Below are 18,577 nucleotides of genomic sequence, written 5' to 3' on the forward strand. Positions count from 1 at the left end.
CCCCAGATCCAGGGGTTGGCATGGGCGTTGGGGTCTGGTGCAGGTTTGGGTGACAGGTTCGGTCACGCGGCCTGGAGGCCGGTGTGGTCATGACGGTCTCGAATTCGACGGGGGTCAGGCGGCCGAGTGCGGCTTGTCTGCGGCGCCGGTGGTAGGTCCTCTCGATCCAGGTCACGATCGCGATGCGCAGTTCCTCGCGGGTGGCCCAGGATCGGCGGTCGAGGACGTTCTTCTGCAGCAGGCTGAAGAAGGACTCCATGGCCGCGTTGTCGCCTGCCGCCCCGACCCTCCCTATCGAGCCGACGATCCGGTGGTGGTCGAGTGCCCGGACGAACTTCCGTGACCGGAACTGCGATCCGCGATCGCTGTGCAGAATGCACCCGTCGACGTGTCCACGCCGGGCAACAGCATTGTTGAGGGCTGTGACGGCCAGGCGGGACTTCATCCGCGTGTCGATCGAGTAGCCGACGATCCTCCTGCTGAAGGCGTCCTTGATCGCACAGAGATACAACTTCCCTTCGCCTGTGGCGTGTTCGGTGATGTCGGTGAGCCACAGCCGGTTCGGGCCGGTCGCGGTGAAGTCACGGCGGACCAGGTCGTCGTGGACCGGCGGGCCGGCCTTCTTGGTACTGCCGCGCTTCTTGCCGAACACGCTCCACCAGCTGTTGTCCCGGCAGATCCGCCACGCGGTCCGGTCGGCCATGCCGGATCCCGCGACGCGGGCTTCGTCGGCCAGGAACCGGTAGCCGAACTCCGGATCCTCGCGGTGAGCGTCGAACAACGCGTTCGCGCGCGTGGCCTGCTCGAACTCGGCATCGGTCACCGGCCGCTCCAGCCAACGGTAGTAGGGCTGGCGTGCAAGTTTCAGGACCCTGCACGTGAGAGTGACGGGAATTCCGCCCGTGGCCAGCTCTTTCACGAGCGGGTAGATCCTTTTCCCGGCAGATGGGCCTGTGACAGGTAAGCCGCGGCCCGGCGCAGGACCTCGTTCTCCTGCTCCAGCAGCTTGATCCGCCGGCGTGCTTCCCGTAGTTCCGCGTTGTCCTGGCTGGTCGTTCCCGGCTTGGCCCCGTCGTCGATGTCCGCGCGGCGCATCCATTTCCACAGCGTCATCGCGTGCACTCCGAAGTCGGCAGCCACCTGCTCGACCGTCACGCCCGGGCCGCGGTTCCTCGCGACCCGCACGACGTCCTGGCGGAACTCTTCCGGATAAGGCTTGGGCACAGCGACATCCTTCCCACCCGCCCCACAGGGCAAGCCAGTTCAGATGTCACCCGATCGTGCAGCAGACCCTTGAGCTGGTTGGTCGCTAGAGTGGTGGCGTATTCGATGTCGTCGCGGTTGGCGAATGACCGGTCGGCGAGGGCGGCTTCGCGGAAGACGCGCCACCAGCCTTCCTGCAGGTTGAGCCAGCACGCGCCGACGGGGATTGAACCGCCTGCCGCGTGAATTCCATGCGGGAGGTGAATCTCTATGGCGCGCGCTGGCACGAGCCCAGGGCTGGCGTCTGTTCACCCGCGTCGAGGACTACGCCCGCCACGCCGTCGTCTCGAGTTTCGTGCTCGCCGCATCCGCGTGGTCCTGGTAACGCACACGCCGTGCGGGGCGCCGGCTCCGGGAGTCGGCGCCCCCTGCGCGCGAGGTCGGTCAGAGTTCGTCTTTGGGGTTGGGGTTGGCGCCGTCGTTGAGGGCGATGGCCAGCAGGGCGGCTGCCTGGCGGGCGTCGGAGATGCTGGCCCCGGCGACGCTCGTGCTGGCGCCGTCGTCCGTGCCGTTGACGTGGCCGACGTAGACGTGGCTGACGTTGGCCCAGTTCCGGATCAGGGCGATCTGCTGGGAGCTGTAGGTGACCGAGTCCCCGCTGTCGAAGGAGGGCGCGACGCGGTCGGCCAGGGTGCGGAAGCGGGCCGCCTCCGAGATGCCGAAGATGATGCTGAGCAGACCGCGGGCCTGGTTGAGCCGGGACGAGCTCGTGTTGGCCAGGTCGAACAGGGCCTGCGAGAGGGGGCCGGGGCCGATGGTGACACTGGTCAGGGACTGGTTGGCGACCCGGGAGAGGGCGTCGTAGCCCTCCCGGCCGACGAAGAAGTTGTCGTCGGTGCCCGACTCGTTGGGGACGTTCCGGATGAGGTTGAGGACGCGGTTGGAGGACGTGCCAGCCGCGTAGACCCGCACCACGTACAGGTCACTGAGGCGCACCACGGCGTGCACGGTGGGTGCGAGGTGTCCCGGGGAGCTGATGACGACGTCGGCGAAGTTGTTCGTCCTCGTGTTGTCCAGGACGGTGACGGTGACCCGGTTGCCCCGCGTGTTGACCACCGGGCCGGTCAGGCGCGCGTTGGCCGTGCTGCGGGCCAGCGCTTCCAGGCCACTGAGCATGGTGCGGTAGCCGTCGGCTCCGTCGTCGATGTCCCAGTGGACCTGCGGGAAGTTGGTCTGCGCCACCTCCTGCGCGTCGATCTTCACACTGTGGGGCGCGGTGGCGGTGGTGGCCGCCCCCGGGGAGGAGATGCCGGACACCACGACCGCTCCCGTGAGGACGCACGGAAGGGCCGCCGAGAGGCTGACACGTCGGACGACGCTGGCACGCATGAGTTGCTCCGATCGGTAGGAGGACGGGGAGAACACAGAGCCGGACGTCCGGCTCGACCCCACCGAGACTCACACCGGCGGAGTTGATTCACACCCCCTCCCACCAGGGAAATCAATCCCACGACCATGAGCTGGGCCACATCTCCTCGCCCACACCGAACGTGACCCGGCACCCAAGGCTCCGGCCCGCGCCTCATCGCCCCACGGCCATCGACCGCTGTGCTCAGAGCCGAAGGGTCCTGCTGGTCGCACGTCCCGCCAAAGACCGGCAGCCTGCGAAAACCTCAGCCTCAGGCGTCCACGCGCGTCCGTGCCCGCCCGCGCCGGGTCCATCGGAGAAGTACGTGACCCGGTTCGATGACCTTTCTGGTCTCTCACCGAAGTCAACCCGCCGGTCGGTGACGGCAAGGGCGAGACCCTCTAAGCCACCCGGGATACGAGGCGTTCAACGAGCAGGAACCCGCACCCGACTCGCCTGACCTCCATGATCCGCACCCTCTCATGCGGCAACTGAACGAGCCGGGCCCCGCGTTCACCTCTGTGTCCAGGCACGGACCTCCAGGGCAGGAACGTGGTCGCCTACCTGACAGATGAAGGACCCCACTCCCTTATCGGTGGGGCCCTTCATCGTTCGGTGGTGGCAGTAGCCCCGGGCGGGGACCCGGTCAGCCCTGAAGCGAGGCTCGACGGCCGTCAGATCAGACGTGCTGCTTGATGAAGGCGAGAGCGATCTGCGCAACCTCCTGCCAGCCACTGTCGAACACCAGCGAGTGGCCACGACCGGGGATCTCCTGGAGTTCGGTGATGCCGGGGTTGCGCTTCTGCTTCCGGTAGGAGGCAGCAGCGATCGCATGCGGGGCGATGTGGTCCCGCTCTCCCGTGATCAGCAGCAACGGGCCCCGGCGGGGGTTGGCGGTGTCGACCTTGGCCTCGGTGGCCGGGTTGATGTTCGCGGTGGCGGCCTGGAACAGGGGGATGCCCGAGCCCGCCACCGGATAGGTCTCGTAGAGGCGCTTGGCCTCGATCTCGTCGAGGGCGTTGGCGAAGGAGTAGCGGAACTGGCTGTAGGTCAGTGCCACGGCTCGTCGGTAGTTGGCCGGGTTGCCGATGACCGGAAGTGCGGATCTCAGGGCCGACACCGGCAGCGGCAGCACCCCTCGGAACGGTGCGGAGTCGATCGCCACGGACACCGCGGCGAGCCCGCGGCCGGCCAGCTGCTGGGTGATCAGGCCGCCGAAGGAGTGGCCGATGACCACGGGCTGCCGCTGCAGGCCGGTGATGGCCTCGGCCATGTGGTCGGTGACCTGTCCGACGCTCTTGCCGGCGAAGGCATCCGGGTTCATTCGGGCCTCGGCGACGGTCTCGGGATCGTCCGGCCATCCGGGGGCGAGCGTGGTGTAGCCGTTCTCCTCGAAGAACGCGCGCCACGGCTGCCAACTGGAAGCGAGCATCCATAGTCCGTGCACGAAGACAACCGGTTTGTGCCCGGAGGCGTTCGCCCGGTCGATCTCCTGCTGCTCACGAGCGTTGAGACTCATCTCTGCGCCACCCTTCAAGGTCGGTGGGGAAGGTGCTCTCACAGCCCTGCCCCTCAGGAAAGTCTTGCCTGCGGCGGACGGCGAAGTCGATGTCTCTGGGGACACGGCGCTTCTCTCAGAATTGTCCTCAGGAACAATCCCACCTCCACTGACGCCCTAATAGCCCCCATCGGTGGACTAAGGGAACTGGTATGATTGTCTGGTGCAACAGTCAAGGCAGGAAGATCCTCTCGGCGCGCAGGTCGAGCAGTTGGGTGCGCAGTTGCTTCGCCAGGCCGAGCATCTCGCCGACGCAATGGTCGTCCGCGTCCAGACAGCCGTACCGGCCTACCGCACGGAAACCGCGGTCAGCACCGAGGAACTGCGCCGCACCTGCCTGGACAACATCCACTTCGTGTTCGGTCCGATCGGCCGCACCCCCGCGCTGTCGTCCCCCGAGTCACGGGAGAACGGCAGGCTGCGCGCCAGGGCCGGGATCCCACTGGCCGCGGTGATGGAGGCCTACCGGGTCGCCGCCCGCTTCCTCTGGAACTGCCTGGCCGAAACCGCCGCTCACAGCGCCGTACCCGCCGAGGTCACCGTGCGGGCCGCTTCCGAAATGTGGATGGTGCTCGACACCTACACCCAGCAGATGGCCGAGGGCTACCGCGAGGAACTCACCGTTCAGGCCCTCAACCGCGAGCAGGAGCGCTCCGCCGTGGTCCGGGCGCTACTGGAAGGCCGGCTGACCGAAACCGGCAGCTCGGACACCGCCACGCTCCTCGGACTCCCCCCGTACGGGCCCTATGTCGTCATCGCCGCACAGGTCCCCGAGATCGGCCGCCACGCCGTCCCCGACGCGGAACCGATGCTCCGAGCCATCGGTATGGCCTCGTCCTGGCACCTGCTGCACGACGTCGAGGTAGGCATCGCGCATCTTCCCGACCGCGCACTCTGTCTCGACACGCACCAGATCGACCGCCTCACCGAACTCCTCGGATCGAGCACCCACAAGCATGCCGGGATCAGCCCGCCGTACGACGACCTCGGCAACAGCGCCACCGCTCTGCGCCTGGCCCGGATCGCCCTCCTCAGCGCGTTCGACGGCCGCAGGGTCACCGTCTTCGACCGCGATCCACTGGCCGTCGCCGCCGCGAGCGCCCCGGAGATCACGCAACGCGTGGCACGCACCGTCCTCGGCACACTCGACCGCATTCCCGCTGTGCAGCGCGCTCTGCTCCTGGAGACCTTCGGAGCCTGGCTCGACAACGGCGGCTCCGCCGATCAGGCTGCGGCCACCCTCTTCTGCCACCCCAACACCATCCGGCACCGCCTGCGCCGCATCGAGGCCCACACCGGACGCTCGCTCACCGACCCTCGGGAGACCGCAGAACTGATACTGGCCTTCGAAATCGATCGCCGCCTCACCGCCGCACCCACCAGTTGACGAGCACCACCAAAGAACGGGTGACTCTGTCCGTGCGGCTCGTGCGGCCGGGTCTTCGCCGGCGGCCGGATCATCAACGCCCGAAGGCTCGCGCGAGATGCCAGGTCTGATGGACAGCATCACCCCGAGAGTCGAGATTCGGACGCGGATCGGCACTGCGATCAGTGGTGCGGCCCGCGAACCGGTACGAGCGTCCCCTCTCTCGCCAGACTGTGTCTCCCTACCATTCCGGGGGAGTGATCACGGTTGCCGTGTCCTAGGGTTGTTGTACATCGAGCCCCCGTGTACTTCTCGAACGCGTTGAGCCGGTTCTGCACAGTGTCGCGGTGATCCAGGAAGCGGACGAAGCCACGACAGGCCCACCTCGGCCGCGAGGTCACACCTCGTCCGTGGGACTCGCCTCTCGGCTCAGCCCCGCGCGCATGGCGAGCAGTCCGGCCTGTACCCGGCTCTCGCAGTGCAGTTTCTCCATGATCCGCGAGACATGGGCCTTCACGGTTGGCACGCGCAGGCCCAGACGACGGCCGATCTGGGCGTTGCTCAGCCCGTGCGCTATCGCCGCCAGCACTTCCCGTTCGCGTGGTGTGAGCAAGGGCAGCCCGGGCGGCGCAGTCGGCGGTGGCTCGGCGGCCGCCCGGGCGACCAGGTGGTTGACCGCCTCGGGGGCGAGGGCGTGGTGGCCGGCCGCGGTGTTCCGTATCGCGTCGAGGACCTGGGTCGGCTGGGCGTCCTTGAGCAGGAAGCCGTGGGCGCCGGCCCGGAGCGCCGGCAGCAGATAGGTCTCGGCGTCGAATGTTGTCAGCATCAGGATCCGCGGCGGTACGGGCAACGCGGACAGTTCCCTGGCGGCGCCCACACCGTCCAGGCCGGGCATCTGCACGTCCAGCAGCACCACGTCGGGGGCCACACGGACGCACGCCTCGACCGCGGCCCGCCCGTCGTCGGCCTCGGCGACCACCGTGATGTCCGGTGCGGTCTGCAGCAGCAGCCGCAACCCGGTGCGGACCAGGGCCTCGTCGTCGGCGAGCAGGACCCGGATCACTGGACTTCCCCGACAGGTTGTGCCCTCATCGTCTCCTGCTCCGGGTTCAGTGCGGACGGTGCGACCGGAAGCCGGAGCAGGAGCCGGAAGACGCCGTCCCGGTTCTCGGCGTCCAGGGTGCCGCCGAGGAGTGCGGCCCGCTCACGCAGACCGCGCAGGCCCATGCCCGCGCCGTCCCCGGCCGCCTCGCCGGGCAGTCCGGTCACCGGGTTGGTCACCTCGCACTCCAGGTGCTCCCCGTTCGCCCGCAGCCCCAGCACGGTGCGGGCACCGGAGGCGTGTTTGCGGACATTGGTCAGCGCCTCCTGGACGAAACGGAACACCGTGTGCTCCACCGCCTGCGGCAACAGCCGTGCCCCGCTCCGGACTTCCGTCGCCGTCTCGGACCACGGCGCCCAGTCCACGGGCACGCCCGCCGCCTCCGAGTCGGCCAGCAACCGGGGCAGATCCCGCAGTGCCGGGCCGGGTTGGAAGGAACTCTCGACGGTCTCCGGGTCACGCAGCACATCAAGGATCTGGCGCAACTGGGCCAGTGCGCGCCTGCCGGTGGCCCTGACCAGCTCGCCTGTCTCGCGGGCTCGCTCCGACTCCTGCGGGTCCACGCTCAGCGCGCCCGCGTGCAGCGTGATCAGGCTGACCTCGTGGGCCACCACGTCGTGCATCTCACGGGCCAGCGCGGCCCGTTCCTCCGCACGGACCCGGCGGGCGATCAGCAGCGTCTCGCGCTCGGCCTGCTCGGCACGCTCGGCCAACTCCTCCAGCCTGGTGTGCCGGTAGCGGATCACCGTGCCACGCCAGGCGGGCGCGCCCACCAGCAGGGCTGCCGCGATGACGCCCGTCGCCGGCGCACCCGTGGTGAACTGGCTGAGCACCGCGGTGGCGTAGACGCCGTACCCCAGAGGGCTCGTCACCCGCCGTCTGGCCAGCGAATACATCGCGAACGGCAGGGCCGACTGAACCGTCAGCAGGCTCACCGCGGCGACGACCGCCGCCACCGGAGTGGGCCGGTCGCGCCGCCAGGCAAGCAGGAGCCCGGTCGAGCACGCCAGAACGGCGGAGACGGCGAACGGAAGCGGCAGCAGGGACCGTGCCGCGTCGGTCGGCAGGAGTCCTCCCGTGGCGATCAGCGCCGCCAGCACCCAGGCGAACGGCTCGGAGGGCCACCGGATGCGGTCAGCGAGAGCCGCCACCGGGGCCGGCGCAGAGGGAACGGACACGCGTGCCACGGTAGAAGAGCCTCCGATTGATCGTTCCGGGGACCGCTCCCGTCGGCCCGCAGTAGCTGCCCCGGCGGGGCAGAGCATGTGCCCGTGGGCCGTCGTGAGCCCGAGCAGTTCAGGGCTTGGCGCTCGCACTGCTCTTGCCATTGTCCTGCGTGGCCTCCTCCTCGGCGGACGGCAGGGTCTTCGTGGCGGCGACCTGCCCGTCCCGGTAGCAGATCTGGAAAGTCTGCTTCTTCTCCAGCGACACGTTCTTCTGCAGGTAGTAGTCACAGGTGGTACCGGCCGGCGCCTCGGGCTTGTCCTGCGGCTGGAGACCGCCGGGCTTTCCGAGGCGGTCGCGCACGGCACTCTGCTTCTCGCCTACGTGAACGTCCTTGAACTGGGTTGCGGTGATCGTATGCGAGGTGATGTCACTCGCGACGTGCCTGATGCCGAACCAGAGACCGACTCCGACGAGCACGACGAGTCCCAGGGCTCCGAACAGGATCTTTCCGACGACGCTCATGGAAGAACTCCTTGGTTATGGGGTTCGACGTCCTTCGACGTCGCTCAAGCAGTCTCTTCCGGTACTTCGCGCCGATCGTCGCTCTGCACGGGGAACCCGACCCCCGACTTTCGTATGCCCCACGTCCTCCCCACGGAAGGGGCACGCACGACGACGACCCTGCCGTACGCCGCGAACAGGTCCACGCCGCCTTCGCCATCCCCATCCGGGTCCCCCAAGGCCCCGCGGCGTGCTCTACGACGGACTGGGGCACGAGTAGGTCTTCGGTGGCCGCGTCATCGGCGATGTCATGACGGTCGTACGCGCCCTGGAGCGGGACCTGGCCGAGGACCTGGCTCTGAACCGACGCCTGGAACGCCTGCGGGCAGCGACCGGGGAAACCGGAGTCTGCGGCCGAGGACGCCACGACGGGCGTGGCCGGGCGCCGGCTCGCCGCCATTTGCTCGGAACTCGCGCAGATCGCGTCCTCGATCACGAACGGACCCGAGTGACAGAAGGCGCTGCGGTCCCGGCGAAAAATGCTCGGTCATAGCTTCCGGCAGCATCTCTCAGCCCGACCACTGGAGGGTGCCGCGGGTACCGGAAAGCCCCGGAGATTCGTCGGTCCAGCCTTCGCGTCTCGGCGACCAGGCCCAGGGCGCGACGCCGTGGTCAGCGAACGTCACGGCCGATCACCGTGTGTGGCGGCGTCGTCCTGATCGACTGAGGTCAGTAGAACTCGATGGCGTTCACCCGGTTGAGCAGGCTGTGTCCGTCCAGGAGACGGGTGGCGTTGGCGGCGAAGAGTTCGGCGATGAGACGGTCCTCCGCCGCGTCGAGCGCGGCCGTGTGGGGGCTCACGAGGACCTGGTCGTGGTCCCAGAGCGGGCTGGCGGCGGGCAGTGGCTCCGTCTCGAAGACGTCCAGCGCGGCGAAGCCCACCTGTCCGCTGTCGAGGGCTTCGATCAGGGCGGCCTCGTCGACGACGTTCCCCCGGCCGACGTTGACGAGGGTCGCGCCGGGCCGCAGGGCGTCGAAGAACCGCTTGTCCAGCAGGTGTCGGGTCGCCGCGGTCCCGGGGAGCGTGTTGACGACCGCGTCCACGGCCGGTGCCACCTCGACGAGCCGGTCAGGATGCACCACCTCGGTCACACCGGGGACAGTGACGTCCCGTCTGCTCGTGCCGACGACCCGCGCGCCCAGCGCGTGCAGTTTCGCGGCGACGACCCGGCCGATCCCGCCGAGGCCGAGGACGAGCACGGTCTGCTCGCTCACCTGCCTCATCGTCCAGCGGCCGCTCCATTCGCGGGCGCGCTGCTGGCGGTTCAGGCGGGGCAGGTCCTTGGCTCCCGCGAGGACGCCGAAGAGGGCGAACTCGGCGAGCGGCCGTCCGTGCACACCGGCCGAGGTGGTGAAGGCGACCCGGTCGAGTTCCGCGGCGCCGAGTCCCGCCGCCTTGACCTGGCTGCCGCCGCCGGCCGCCATGGTGTGCACCCAGCGCAGCCGTGGGTTGGCCCGGACCGTGCGGGCCAGCGCGGTCGGGTCGACGTCGGGGATGCCGTACAGCGCGTCGGCGGAGTCGAGGAGCGCTTCGTAGGCGCCCTGCTGCCGGGGTGTGCGATGCCAGGCCGGATCGCCCGCGAAGTCGGCGGGCCAGCGCATCGGCGGGAGGAGTGCCTGGTCGACGACGAGGTCGATCCGGGGCTCCAACTCCCTTACGCGGGCGCAGTTCTCCTCCGACAGCGGCGCGGCGACCGCGACCCGGAGTCGGTGCGTGTCCCGTTCCACTGCCATCAGGCGGCCTTCCTCCGCAGCGTCTCGACCTCGGCGTCGAGGTCCGCCTCGCGCGCGACGATCTCCTTGACCGCGGCGAGGGCCTCCTCGGCGCGGTGCGGGGGAATCACGATCACACCGTCGGCGTCGGCGACGACGATGTCCCCGGGTTCGACGACCACCCCGCCGATGGCGACGGACTCGCCGATCGTGCCCGGCCCGTTCTTGAACGGGCCGGCGGGAGTCAGCCCCCGCGCGAAGACCGGGATCCCGAGCTGCTCGATGATCGCGCCGTCGCGCACATATCCGTCCACGACCGCGCCGACGGCACCGAACACGTCGAACCGCTGGGCGAGGTTGTCGCCGATGATGGCGCGTCCTTCGAAGCCGAAGGCGTTGATGACGAGGATGTCCCCGGGGCGGATGTGCTCCAGCGCGGCGATCACGGCCTTGTTGTCGCCGGCGACCGTGAGCACGGGGAGCGCGGTGCCGACGGCCCTGGCCCCGTTCCAGACGGGCGCGATGCCTCCGTCGACGATATTCAGCCGGTCGAGGGCGTCGCCAAGGTTGGCCACGGAGTGCTCGCGGAACTGGTCGAGCACCTGCGGGTCGACGCGTTCCCACCCCGTGCGAACCCGCACGTTGTCCTGAGTCATCAAAGATCCCCTTCCAACAAATGCGAAAGCTTTCGCGTTTCGATGAACCAGTGTGCATCGCTCCACGCAGCCGAACAAGAGGCGACGGCTACCGGATCAGCTGCAACAACCGCGGAAACATGGCGGAATCGCAAGGTTGACACCGATGCAACTCCAGCCCTTGACCGCCCCGAGAATGCGAACCTATTCTCATTCGCGATTCGAGTCGCAGCTTGGAGCAGTACCTCTCCGCCGGTCCCCAGGACACCGCTTCGGCCGTCCGCGACACCGAAAGTTGAAGCTATGGCAACGTCAGATCGGCTCCACTCCGCAGCAAACCAGCCAGAGGCACCGGTCATCATTCCCGTCACCACTCAGGACGGGGTGGTCCGCAAGGCCACCGTCGCGGGCGCCGTCGGCTCGTTCGTGGAGTGGTACGACTACGGCATCTACGGCCTGCTCGTCACCTATCTCGCGGTCAACATCATGGGCGACGCCGGTGCCGGCGGGCTCTTCCTCACCAACGTCGGCTTCCTGGTCAGCTTCCTCGCCCGGCCCTTCGGCAGCGTGATCTGCGGATACCTCGGAGACAAGCTCGGCCGCAAGAAGCTCCTGGCCACTCTCCTGGTGCTGATCTCCGGGGCGACGGCCACCCTCGGCCTCATCCCCTCCCACGCCGCGATCGGAGTGGGTGCGCCCATCCTCCTGGTCCTGCTCCGGGTGCTGCAGGGCTTCTCGGCGGGCGGCGAGGTGGCGGGTGCCATGTCGTTCGTCGGCGAGTACGCGCCGGACGCGCGCCGCAACTACATGATGAGCTTCATCGCGGTCGGCTCGTTCGTGGCCCTCATGTTCGGCAGCGCCTTCTCCGCCGTCCTCATCACGGCCCTCGGCGACGACGCGATGACCTCCTGGGCCTGGCGGGTGCCGTTCCTGCTCGCCGTACCGCTCGGCTACGTCGGCTTCTACATCCGCAGCAAGCTGGAGGAGACCCCGCACTTCACGGCCCTGCGCGAGCAGCGGACCGTCGCCCGCAACCCGCTGAAAGAGGCACTGACCTCCAAGCGGCACCTGAAGGCGATCGCGCTCACGATCTTCCTGCCCGCGCTCAACGGGCCCGGCTACTACCTGCTGTTCGTCTACATGCCGACGTATCTGAAGACCTCGCTCGGCGACCACAACTTCTCGATGGTGCGGGCGCTCATGGTCACCGCGTGCAGTCTGGTCGCCATCGTGATCTGCATCCCGCTGATGGCACGGCTGTCGGACCGGATCGGCCGCAAGCCCGTCCTCACCTTCTCCGCGATCGCGATGGCCGTGGTGTCGTACCCCATGTTCCTGCTCATCACCACCGGCCGGTTCGGGCTCGCCTGTATCGGCACGGTCGTCCTCGCCGTGGCCTTCTCCGGCCACGCGGCGGTCGTGCACACCGTGCTCGCCGAGATGTTCCCGACCAGCGTGCGCTACTCGGCGTACAGCATCGGCTTCAGCCTCTCGACGGTCGTCTTCGGCGGCAGCGCGCCGCTCGTGATGACCGACCTGATCGAGTCGACCGGGTCCAACCTGATCCCCGCGTTCGCCTCGATCATCACCGCCGCGATCACCCTGGTCTCCGTAGCGTTCGTGCGGGAGACCAAGGGTCAGCCCCTCGCATCCCACTGATCCGAACCGCACTTCGGGAGACACACCATGGCATCCGGAATCAACTCGGTGGCCGTCGTCGCCGACCTCGGCGAGAGCTTCGGCAACTACACGATCGGTGACGACGCGGCCCTGCTGGGCCTGGTCACCGCGTCGAACATCGCCTGCGGCTTCCACGCCGGCGACCCACGCATCATGGACCGGACCGTCGCCGACTGCGTCGAGCGCGGCATCGAACTGGGCGCCCACCCCGGCTACCCCGACCTCGTCGGCTTCGGCCGCCGGCTCATCGAGGCCTCGGAGGAGGAGATCCGCACCGACGTCATCTACCAGCTCGGGGCGCTCGACGCCTTCGCCCGCGTGCACGGCGGCACGATCAGCCATGTCGCCCCGCACGGCCGGATGGGCTCGATCGCGCAGACCGACGCCAAGCACGCCCGCGCCATCACCGACGCGATCGCCGCGTACAACAAGGAGTACATCGTCATCTGTCAACGCGGCCTGCTCGCTGAGGAGTCGGCCAAGCGCGGCCTCGACGTGGGCTACGTCTTCCTCGCCGACCGCGGCTACGGCGACGACGGCATGCCCGTCCCCCGCTCGCACCCCCAGGGCCTGATCCACGACCCCGAACTCATCGGCGAGCGCTGCGTCCAGGTCGTCCGGGAGGGCACCGTGCGCTCGGTCGACGGCGACGTCGTACCGCTGGGCCATGACGTGGACGTACTGCTGCTGCACGGCGACCACCCCACCGTGCTCGCCAACGGCACCGCGCTGCGGGCAGCGTTGGAGGCGGACGACGTCAACGTCACGGGACTGAAAGACGTGTTGGCCGAGAAGGCCAAGGCGTTGGTCTGAACTCCCCATGGCCGCCGCACAGTTCGCCGCCGTCACCGTCGAGCCCTTCGGGGACTCGGCGGTGATGGTGACCGTCCCCCACCCCGACCCGGTGATCCGCCGCACCGCGATCGTCGCCTTCCGCGAACGGTTCCTGGCGCATCGCCCGCCGGGGGTGCTCGACGTGGTCTCCGGTCTGGAGTCGCTGCTCGTCGAGTTCGACCCGCTGGAGACCGCGCTGCCGCACGTGGAGTACGCCGTACGGCTGCTCGCGGAACGCCTCCCGGTCCAGGAGCGGCTTCGGACGCGTACGGCGCTGCGGTTCGCGGTGCCCGTCGTGTTCGACGAGGAGACCGGGCCCGATCTGGCGTCCGTCGCCGAGGAGTTGGGCGTGGCCCCCGCCGAAGTCGTCGAGGCGATCGCGGAGTCCACCTTCACGATCTCGCTGCTGGGCGCCGCGATGGCGCCCATGATGGACGGACTCCGGGTTCCCAGGCCGGTACGACGGCGGGCCGAACCGCGGACCGATGTCGCCCCCGGCGCGCTCATGATCGCGGGCACCAACGCGATCATCCAGCCGTTCCCCGGCCCGACCGGCTGGCGGGTGGTCGGACGCACTCCGCACACCATCGTCGACATCTCCCGCCCCGAGCCCGTCTCGTTCGGCACCGGTGACGTCGTGCGGTTCGTGCCGGTCACGCGGGACGAGGCGGCGGCCCTGGACGCGGGCTTCCTGCTGCCGGCGGAGGTGTCCGCATGAGAACCGTGGGCCTCGACATCATCCACACAGGGTGGGTCACGACCTTCCAGGACCTCGGCCGGCACGACACCGAGCGCCGTGGCGTGCCCACCGGAGGGGCGGCCGACCAGCACTCGGCGGCCGTGGCGAACATCCTCGTGGGCAACCCGCGCGGCGCCACCCTGATCGAGAACCTCGGCGGCGAGCTGGCCTTCGTGCCCGACGCCGAGGTCCTCGTCGCGGTGACAGGTGCTCCCTGCCGAGTCACCGTCGGCGGCGCGAACGTCGACAGCTGGTCGCCGGTGCTGGTGCCCGCGGGCCAGGAGATCCGCGTGCGTGCCGACATGGGCCTCGGCGCCCGGAACTACCTCGCCGTGAACGGCGTGCTTGCGACAGAGACCCTGCTGGGCAGCGCCGCACCGGATCAGCGGATGGGATTCACGCAGGGACTCGGAGCACGGGTGCTGCTGGAGTCCGGGTTCCGCGGATTCAGGCACAGCCACTTCGCTCCCCCGCTCTTCCGGCTTCCCGCGCCCGTCCTGTGCTGCCCGGACGGGCCCTGGGTCATCGACGTCGTCGAGAGCTACGGCGCCCGGTCGATCCCCGGGGTCCGAGAGCTGATCGCGGAGTCGTCGTACGTCGTCACCCCTCGCTCGAACCACGTCGGCCTACGCCTCGACGGACCGGTGCTGCATCCGGACACGGACGTCGAGATCGTGTCGCACGGAGTGCCGATCGGGGCGCTCCAGATCCCGCACGCCGACGAGCTGATCGTGCTGGGCCGATACCGGAGCCTGACGGCCGGCTACCCGATCGTCGGGGTCACCTCACGGGCGTCGCTCCCGCTGCTCGGGCAGGCCGGGCCCGGCCGTGAACTGCGGTTCCGGTGGGTGGACCGGGAGACCTCGGTACGCCGATCCGCCGAGCAGGAGCGCGAGCTGCGGGCGCTGGAGCGGGCGACGAGCAAGGCGTTCGGCGCGCTCGGTTTCGCGGGGCACTTGATCCACCCCTAGGCGAGAAACTATTCTCAATTGATATGCATGTCTCACTTGGAGGACAACAGTGACGCGGACCGCGCTCATCACCGGCGCCGGCAGCGGGATCGGGCTCGAAGCGGCCCGCCTCCTCGCCCGGGACGGCATCACCGTCGTCCTCGTCGGCCGCCGGCAGGAGGAGCTCCACAAAGCCGAGGCCACGATCTGCGCAGAGGGAGGCACGGCCCTCGCCCTCGCGGCGGACATCACCCGCGTCGACGACGTGACCCGTGTCCTCGACCGCGTCCACGCGGAATTCGGCCCGGTCGACATCCTCGTCAACAACGCGGGAAGCGCGTCGTCGGTGCTCAACCCGCAGTGGCTGCCGCACGACGAGTGGCGCCAGGTCCTCGACGTGAACCTCACGGCGGTCTTCCAGCTCACCCAGGCCGTCCTGCCCGACATGCTGGGCCGGGACGGCGGGACGATCGTCACGGTCTCCTCGCTCGCCGCCGTCAACCCGAACCTGCTGGGCGGGGCCGCCTACGGAGCGGCGAAGGCCGGCGTCCGCAACTTCATGACCTTTCTGCACAACACCTTCCGCAACCAGGGGCTGCGGGCCATCACCGTGCTGCCCGGCGAGACGGACACCCCGATCCTCGACAACCGTGCCCGGCCGCCGGCCGTCGAGGAACGCGCGAACATGCTCCAGCCGCAGGACGTGGCCGAAGCGATCCACCTCGCGGTCACCCTGCCCCAGCGAGTCGTGCTCCAGGAGATCGTCGTCGCTCCGACCCGGCAGCGCGACACCTCGGCCGACCTTGAGATCAGCCGCTGGGCGGGCGCTCCCGCCGACGCCTCACCCCAGGGCTGACGCCCCCCTGCCACTCCAGGAGAACCGCATGCCCTCCACCGTCACCGCCACCCCGCTGTCGTCGTTCGCGCCCGCCGCGGCCGTCGCCCGGATCGCCGCAGCCTCCCGCCGGACCCAACAACCGCAGTCCGAGGGCGACTTGGTCTCCCTAGCCATGGGCGAACCCGACTTCGACACACCCGGGCAGGTGACCGAGGCCGCCCTCGCCGCCCTGCGCAGCGGCCGTACCCACTACTCGCCGCTGCTGGGCGAACCGGCCCTGCGCGAGGCGCTTGCCGACAAGCTCACCGGCATCGCCGGAGCGCCGGTCTCCCCCGCCGACATCCTGATCACCCAGGGCGGCACCGCCGGTCTCGCCGCGGCGATCCTCTCCCTCGTCGACCCCGGCGACAGGGTGGTCATCCCCGACCCCACGTACTCCCTCTACGCCGACCTCGTCAGCATGGCCGGCGGAGTCGTCGTCCCCGTCCCGCTCGCCCCCGACCTGCACTGGGACCTCGATCTCCTGGGCGACGCCCTGGCCGGGGCGAAGCTCTTCGTGTTCTGCAACCCGAGCAACCCGACCGGAATCGTGCACAGCCGCGCCGAACTCGACGCGCTCGCCGACCTGTTGGACGGCACGTCCACCCTCGTCATCTCCGACGAGGCCTACGCCGACCTAGACTTCACCGGCCGCCCGTTCACCTCGGCGATCTCCCTCGACGGTCTGCGCGACCGTACGGTCTACTGCCAGACCTTCTCCAAGAGTTACGCGATGACCGGCTGGCGCGTCGGCTACCTCTGGGGCCCAACACCCCTGATCCAGGGCGCCGCACGCATCCACAACACCTTCAACGGCTCGGTGAACACGGTCGTCCAGGACGCCGCGCTCGTCGCGGTGCGGACCTGCGACGCCGACATCGCACGGATGCGGGCGGAGTACGAGCGGCGCGGCGCCCTCATGCGGACGGAACTCGCCAGGATCCCCGGCCTCACTCTGAGCACGCCCGAGGGTGCGTTCTACCAATTCCCGCGCTACGACGTCGACTTGCCGTCCGTGGAGGTCGTGGCGGCACTGCGCGCGCACGGCGTCGCGGTCCGGCCGGGCAGCGAGTTCGGTGCCCGGGGCGAGGGGCATCTGCGCCTGTCGTACGCTGCCGACGCGGAGTCCATCACCGAGGGCGTCCGTCGTCTGGCCCACGGCCTCTCGGCCCTGCGGTGAACACCGCCGCGACGCGAACGGGGAGTCGACCCATGCGCAGTGACACTCAGCGCAACCGCAGGCAACTCATCAAGGCCGCCGCGGAGTTGTTCGAGAACTCACCGACTCCCGTCAGCCTGACCGAGATCGCCAAGCGCGCCGAGGTGTCCACCGCGACGGCCTACCGGCACTTCTCCTCCGTCGAGGACGTCCTGCACGCCTTCCGTGCCCAAGTCGGCTCGGAACTGCGGGACTTCAGCGCGGCCCAGACCACCCGGGGCATGCAGCGCCTCGAAGCGGTGTCCCGGCACTGGGTGTCGCTCGTCCTCGAACACGGCGGCGCGATGGCGCAGATGCGCTCGCACCGCGGCTATCTGGAGCGGCTGCGCGAGAACACCGGCTACCTCGCTCCCCAGGCCGAGGCACTGACCGAGCCTCTCCGCCAGACCACCGAGGACCTCGGCCTCGGCGACCTCGGCGACGAAGCGCTGTTCCTGTGGAACGCCCTGTTCGACCCGCGCGACATCCTCGACCTCATCAAGAGCGGCCGCACCGAGGACGAGGCGGCGTCCCGCCTCGTGGCCGCCCTGCGCGGTGCCCTCATCGGCTGGGCCACGGCACCTGAGCGGAAGTACGACTGAAGTCTCGCCCTTCACGGGCGCCGCCCGAATCGCCACGCCTTCGCCACGAGACGACCTCGATGTCGGGTCACGACGGGCTGATGTGATGAACAACGGCCCGTACGGGACAGCAGTCCGGTCCGGGCAGGCAGCGACCAAGACAAGCGAAGGCAATCACGCGGGCGACCCGTGGATGCGGAGTGCGGCGTTCCTCGAAAAGACGCGCCAGGATCTCCCTCATCACCACCGCGTCTGTTCGTGGCGTCGCCTGGCCCGGTCTGCCGTCACACGCTCCGCGGGTACGACCCGCCAGGCGTCCTGGCTGTTCGCGGACCGCGAGAACCAGCACGGCCACACCCGCAGGCACCTTCGCCATACGCCTGTGCTCTCCGCAGCGCGCAGCCCCGAACCGCTCCGCGGCCCAGCGCCACACCCCTGCCAGGACAGCGCGCGCGGTCGTAGGGCCCGCAGGCAGTCGGAAGTCCGGCCGGCGAACAAGGCCGCCGCCCGGTCGGGGGCTGCCGTGGACCGCAGACCCCGACCGGGTATACGGAGGGCAGCCGTGGAACACCGGGGACATCGGGTTTCCGGCCGACTCTCCGGCGCGCCGTCAGCCGAGTGACGCCGATGCGACGCAACGGCCGTTCGAGGGTTGCGGCCATACGTTCGGACGACACCGCGCGCGCCGAAGCAGGGTCTCTGCCAACGATCCGACTATGCACAGCCGAAATCGCACCCTCATGCCGCTCGCCGTCCTCGCGGCAGTGGCCCTCGTCCCCTCCGTCCCCAGCACCGTCGCGGCAGCCGACCGCCCAGGCGCCGCCGACTCCGCGCGGCCCGCCGCCGACTGGCCCGCCGCCAAGCGCGTCCAGCCGGTGTCCGCCACGATCAAGGTCACCGGCAACCGGGACTTCGACTTCACCCGCTTCGTCGGCTCCGGCGCGCTCGGTGGCGGTGACCAGGCCGAGAACCAGCCGCCGATCCTGGAGCTGGCCGACAAGGCCA

Annotated in this window: 15 protein-coding genes and 2 pseudogenes; 9 read left to right on the forward strand and 8 right to left on the reverse strand. The window is 69.5% G+C overall.

Annotated elements, in window-relative coordinates; translation table 11 throughout:
• Window positions 1-73 precede the first annotated feature (73 nt).
• The 3 genes and pseudogenes from OC490_RS22680 to OC490_RS22690 form a co-directional block, all read right to left on the reverse strand.
• A pseudogene (locus OC490_RS22680) lies at window positions 74-1,224 on the reverse strand (IS3 family transposase); the annotation flags it as partial.
• 423 nt (window positions 1,225-1,647) lie between these two features.
• The gene (locus OC490_RS22685) at window positions 1,648-2,592 is read right to left on the reverse strand and encodes a ribosome-inactivating family protein (protein ID WP_262059804.1); all 945 of its coding nucleotides are present in this window, start codon (window positions 2,590-2,592) and stop codon (window positions 1,648-1,650) included.
• 698 nt (window positions 2,593-3,290) lie between these two features.
• Window positions 3,291-4,130, reverse strand: coding sequence for an alpha/beta hydrolase (locus OC490_RS22690; RefSeq protein WP_262059805.1), 840 nt, complete (start codon window positions 4,128-4,130; stop codon window positions 3,291-3,293).
• A 202-nt stretch (window positions 4,131-4,332) separates the two neighbouring features.
• Between OC490_RS22690 and OC490_RS22695 the strand changes: the two genes are divergently transcribed.
• On the forward strand, window positions 4,333-5,556 hold the full coding sequence (locus OC490_RS22695; RefSeq protein WP_262059806.1) for a PucR family transcriptional regulator: 1,224 nt from the start codon (window positions 4,333-4,335) through the stop codon (window positions 5,554-5,556).
• A gap of 376 nt (window positions 5,557-5,932) precedes the next feature.
• Here the strand turns inward: OC490_RS22695 and OC490_RS22700 are convergent, their stop codons facing one another.
• The 5 genes from OC490_RS22700 to OC490_RS22720 all read right to left on the reverse strand — a co-directional run bounded on the left by OC490_RS22700 (window position 5,933) and on the right by OC490_RS22720 (window position 10,734).
• The gene (locus OC490_RS22700; RefSeq protein WP_262059807.1) at window positions 5,933-6,598 is read right to left on the reverse strand and encodes a response regulator; all 666 of its coding nucleotides are present in this window, start codon (window positions 6,596-6,598) and stop codon (window positions 5,933-5,935) included.
• Window positions 6,595-7,815: a sensor histidine kinase gene (locus OC490_RS22705; protein ID WP_262059808.1), complete on the reverse strand. Its 1,221-nt coding sequence runs from the start codon at window positions 7,813-7,815 to the stop codon at window positions 6,595-6,597. Before OC490_RS22705 ends, OC490_RS22700 begins: the two co-directional genes overlap by 4 nt.
• Window positions 7,816-7,933: 118 nt before the next feature.
• The gene (locus OC490_RS22710) at window positions 7,934-8,326 is read right to left on the reverse strand and encodes a hypothetical protein (protein WP_262059809.1); all 393 of its coding nucleotides are present in this window, start codon (window positions 8,324-8,326) and stop codon (window positions 7,934-7,936) included.
• 708 nt (window positions 8,327-9,034) lie between these two features.
• Complete coding sequence (locus OC490_RS22715; RefSeq protein ID WP_262059810.1) at window positions 9,035-10,099, reverse strand: D-2-hydroxyacid dehydrogenase; 1,065 nt, start codon at window positions 10,097-10,099, stop codon at window positions 9,035-9,037.
• Window positions 10,099-10,734, reverse strand: a complete 636-nt coding sequence (locus OC490_RS22720) for an RraA family protein (protein ID WP_262059811.1) — start codon at window positions 10,732-10,734, stop codon at window positions 10,099-10,101. Before OC490_RS22720 ends, OC490_RS22715 begins: the two co-directional genes overlap by 1 nt.
• Before the next feature lie 282 nt (window positions 10,735-11,016).
• Here OC490_RS22720 and OC490_RS22725 point away from each other — a divergent pair, with 282 nt between their 5' ends.
• From OC490_RS22725 to OC490_RS22760, 8 genes and pseudogenes are all read left to right on the forward strand, one after another.
• Window positions 11,017-12,372 carry an MFS transporter gene (locus OC490_RS22725; RefSeq protein WP_262059812.1) on the forward strand — a complete coding sequence of 452 codons (1,356 nt, stop codon included), beginning with the start codon at window positions 11,017-11,019 and terminating at the stop codon, window positions 12,370-12,372.
• A 27-nt stretch (window positions 12,373-12,399) separates the two neighbouring features.
• Window positions 12,400-13,206 carry a 5-oxoprolinase subunit PxpA gene (locus OC490_RS22730; protein WP_262059813.1) on the forward strand — a complete coding sequence of 269 codons (807 nt, stop codon included), beginning with the start codon at window positions 12,400-12,402 and terminating at the stop codon, window positions 13,204-13,206.
• 7 nt (window positions 13,207-13,213) lie between these two features.
• A complete protein-coding gene (locus tag OC490_RS22735) occupies window positions 13,214-13,945 on the forward strand; it encodes a 5-oxoprolinase subunit B family protein (RefSeq protein ID WP_262059814.1) in 732 nt (243 codons plus the stop codon).
• The gene (locus OC490_RS22740; protein ID WP_262059815.1) at window positions 13,942-14,937 is read left to right on the forward strand and encodes a biotin-dependent carboxyltransferase family protein; all 996 of its coding nucleotides are present in this window, start codon (window positions 13,942-13,944) and stop codon (window positions 14,935-14,937) included. The genes OC490_RS22735 and OC490_RS22740 overlap by 4 nt, the downstream gene beginning before the upstream one ends.
• A gap of 49 nt (window positions 14,938-14,986) precedes the next feature.
• The gene (locus OC490_RS22745; RefSeq protein WP_262059816.1) at window positions 14,987-15,772 is read left to right on the forward strand and encodes an SDR family oxidoreductase; all 786 of its coding nucleotides are present in this window, start codon (window positions 14,987-14,989) and stop codon (window positions 15,770-15,772) included.
• Between the two features lie 28 nt (window positions 15,773-15,800).
• Entirely contained in the window at window positions 15,801-16,973 is a 1,173-nt protein-coding gene (locus OC490_RS22750; protein WP_262059817.1) for a pyridoxal phosphate-dependent aminotransferase, read from the forward strand.
• A 32-nt stretch (window positions 16,974-17,005) separates the two neighbouring features.
• Entirely contained in the window at window positions 17,006-17,593 is a 588-nt protein-coding gene (locus OC490_RS22755) for a TetR/AcrR family transcriptional regulator (RefSeq protein ID WP_262059818.1), read from the forward strand.
• Between the two features lie 695 nt (window positions 17,594-18,288).
• Window positions 18,289-18,577: pseudogene (locus OC490_RS22760) on the forward strand (pectate lyase); the annotation flags it as partial.

The organism is Streptomyces sp. STR69, assembly GCF_024519455.1.
In the GTDB taxonomy this organism is placed as follows: Bacteria; Actinomycetota; Actinomycetes; order Streptomycetales; family Streptomycetaceae; genus Streptomyces.

Bases quoted from the DNA above. Each gene is read 5' to 3' on its own strand.
- OC490_RS22685 (WP_262059804.1), bottom strand. From the start codon at position 2,592: ATGCGTGCCAGCGTCGTCCGACGTGTCAGCCTCTCGGCGGCCCTTCCG.
- OC490_RS22690 (WP_262059805.1), bottom strand. From the start codon at position 4,130: ATGAGTCTCAACGCTCGTGAGCAGCAGGAGATCGACCGGGCGAACGCC.
- OC490_RS22710 (WP_262059809.1), bottom strand. From the start codon at position 8,326: ATGAGCGTCGTCGGAAAGATCCTGTTCGGAGCCCTGGGACTCGTCGTG.
- OC490_RS22715 (WP_262059810.1), bottom strand. From the start codon at position 10,099: ATGGCAGTGGAACGGGACACGCACCGACTCCGGGTCGCGGTCGCCGCG.
- OC490_RS22720 (WP_262059811.1), bottom strand. From the start codon at position 10,734: ATGACTCAGGACAACGTGCGGGTTCGCACGGGGTGGGAACGCGTCGAC.
- OC490_RS22725 (WP_262059812.1), top strand. From the start codon at position 11,017: ATGGCAACGTCAGATCGGCTCCACTCCGCAGCAAACCAGCCAGAGGCA.
- OC490_RS22730 (WP_262059813.1), top strand. From the start codon at position 12,400: ATGGCATCCGGAATCAACTCGGTGGCCGTCGTCGCCGACCTCGGCGAG.
- OC490_RS22735 (WP_262059814.1), top strand. From the start codon at position 13,214: ATGGCCGCCGCACAGTTCGCCGCCGTCACCGTCGAGCCCTTCGGGGAC.
- OC490_RS22740 (WP_262059815.1), top strand. From the start codon at position 13,942: ATGAGAACCGTGGGCCTCGACATCATCCACACAGGGTGGGTCACGACC.
- OC490_RS22750 (WP_262059817.1), top strand. From the start codon at position 15,801: ATGCCCTCCACCGTCACCGCCACCCCGCTGTCGTCGTTCGCGCCCGCC.
- OC490_RS22755 (WP_262059818.1), top strand. From the start codon at position 17,006: ATGCGCAGTGACACTCAGCGCAACCGCAGGCAACTCATCAAGGCCGCC.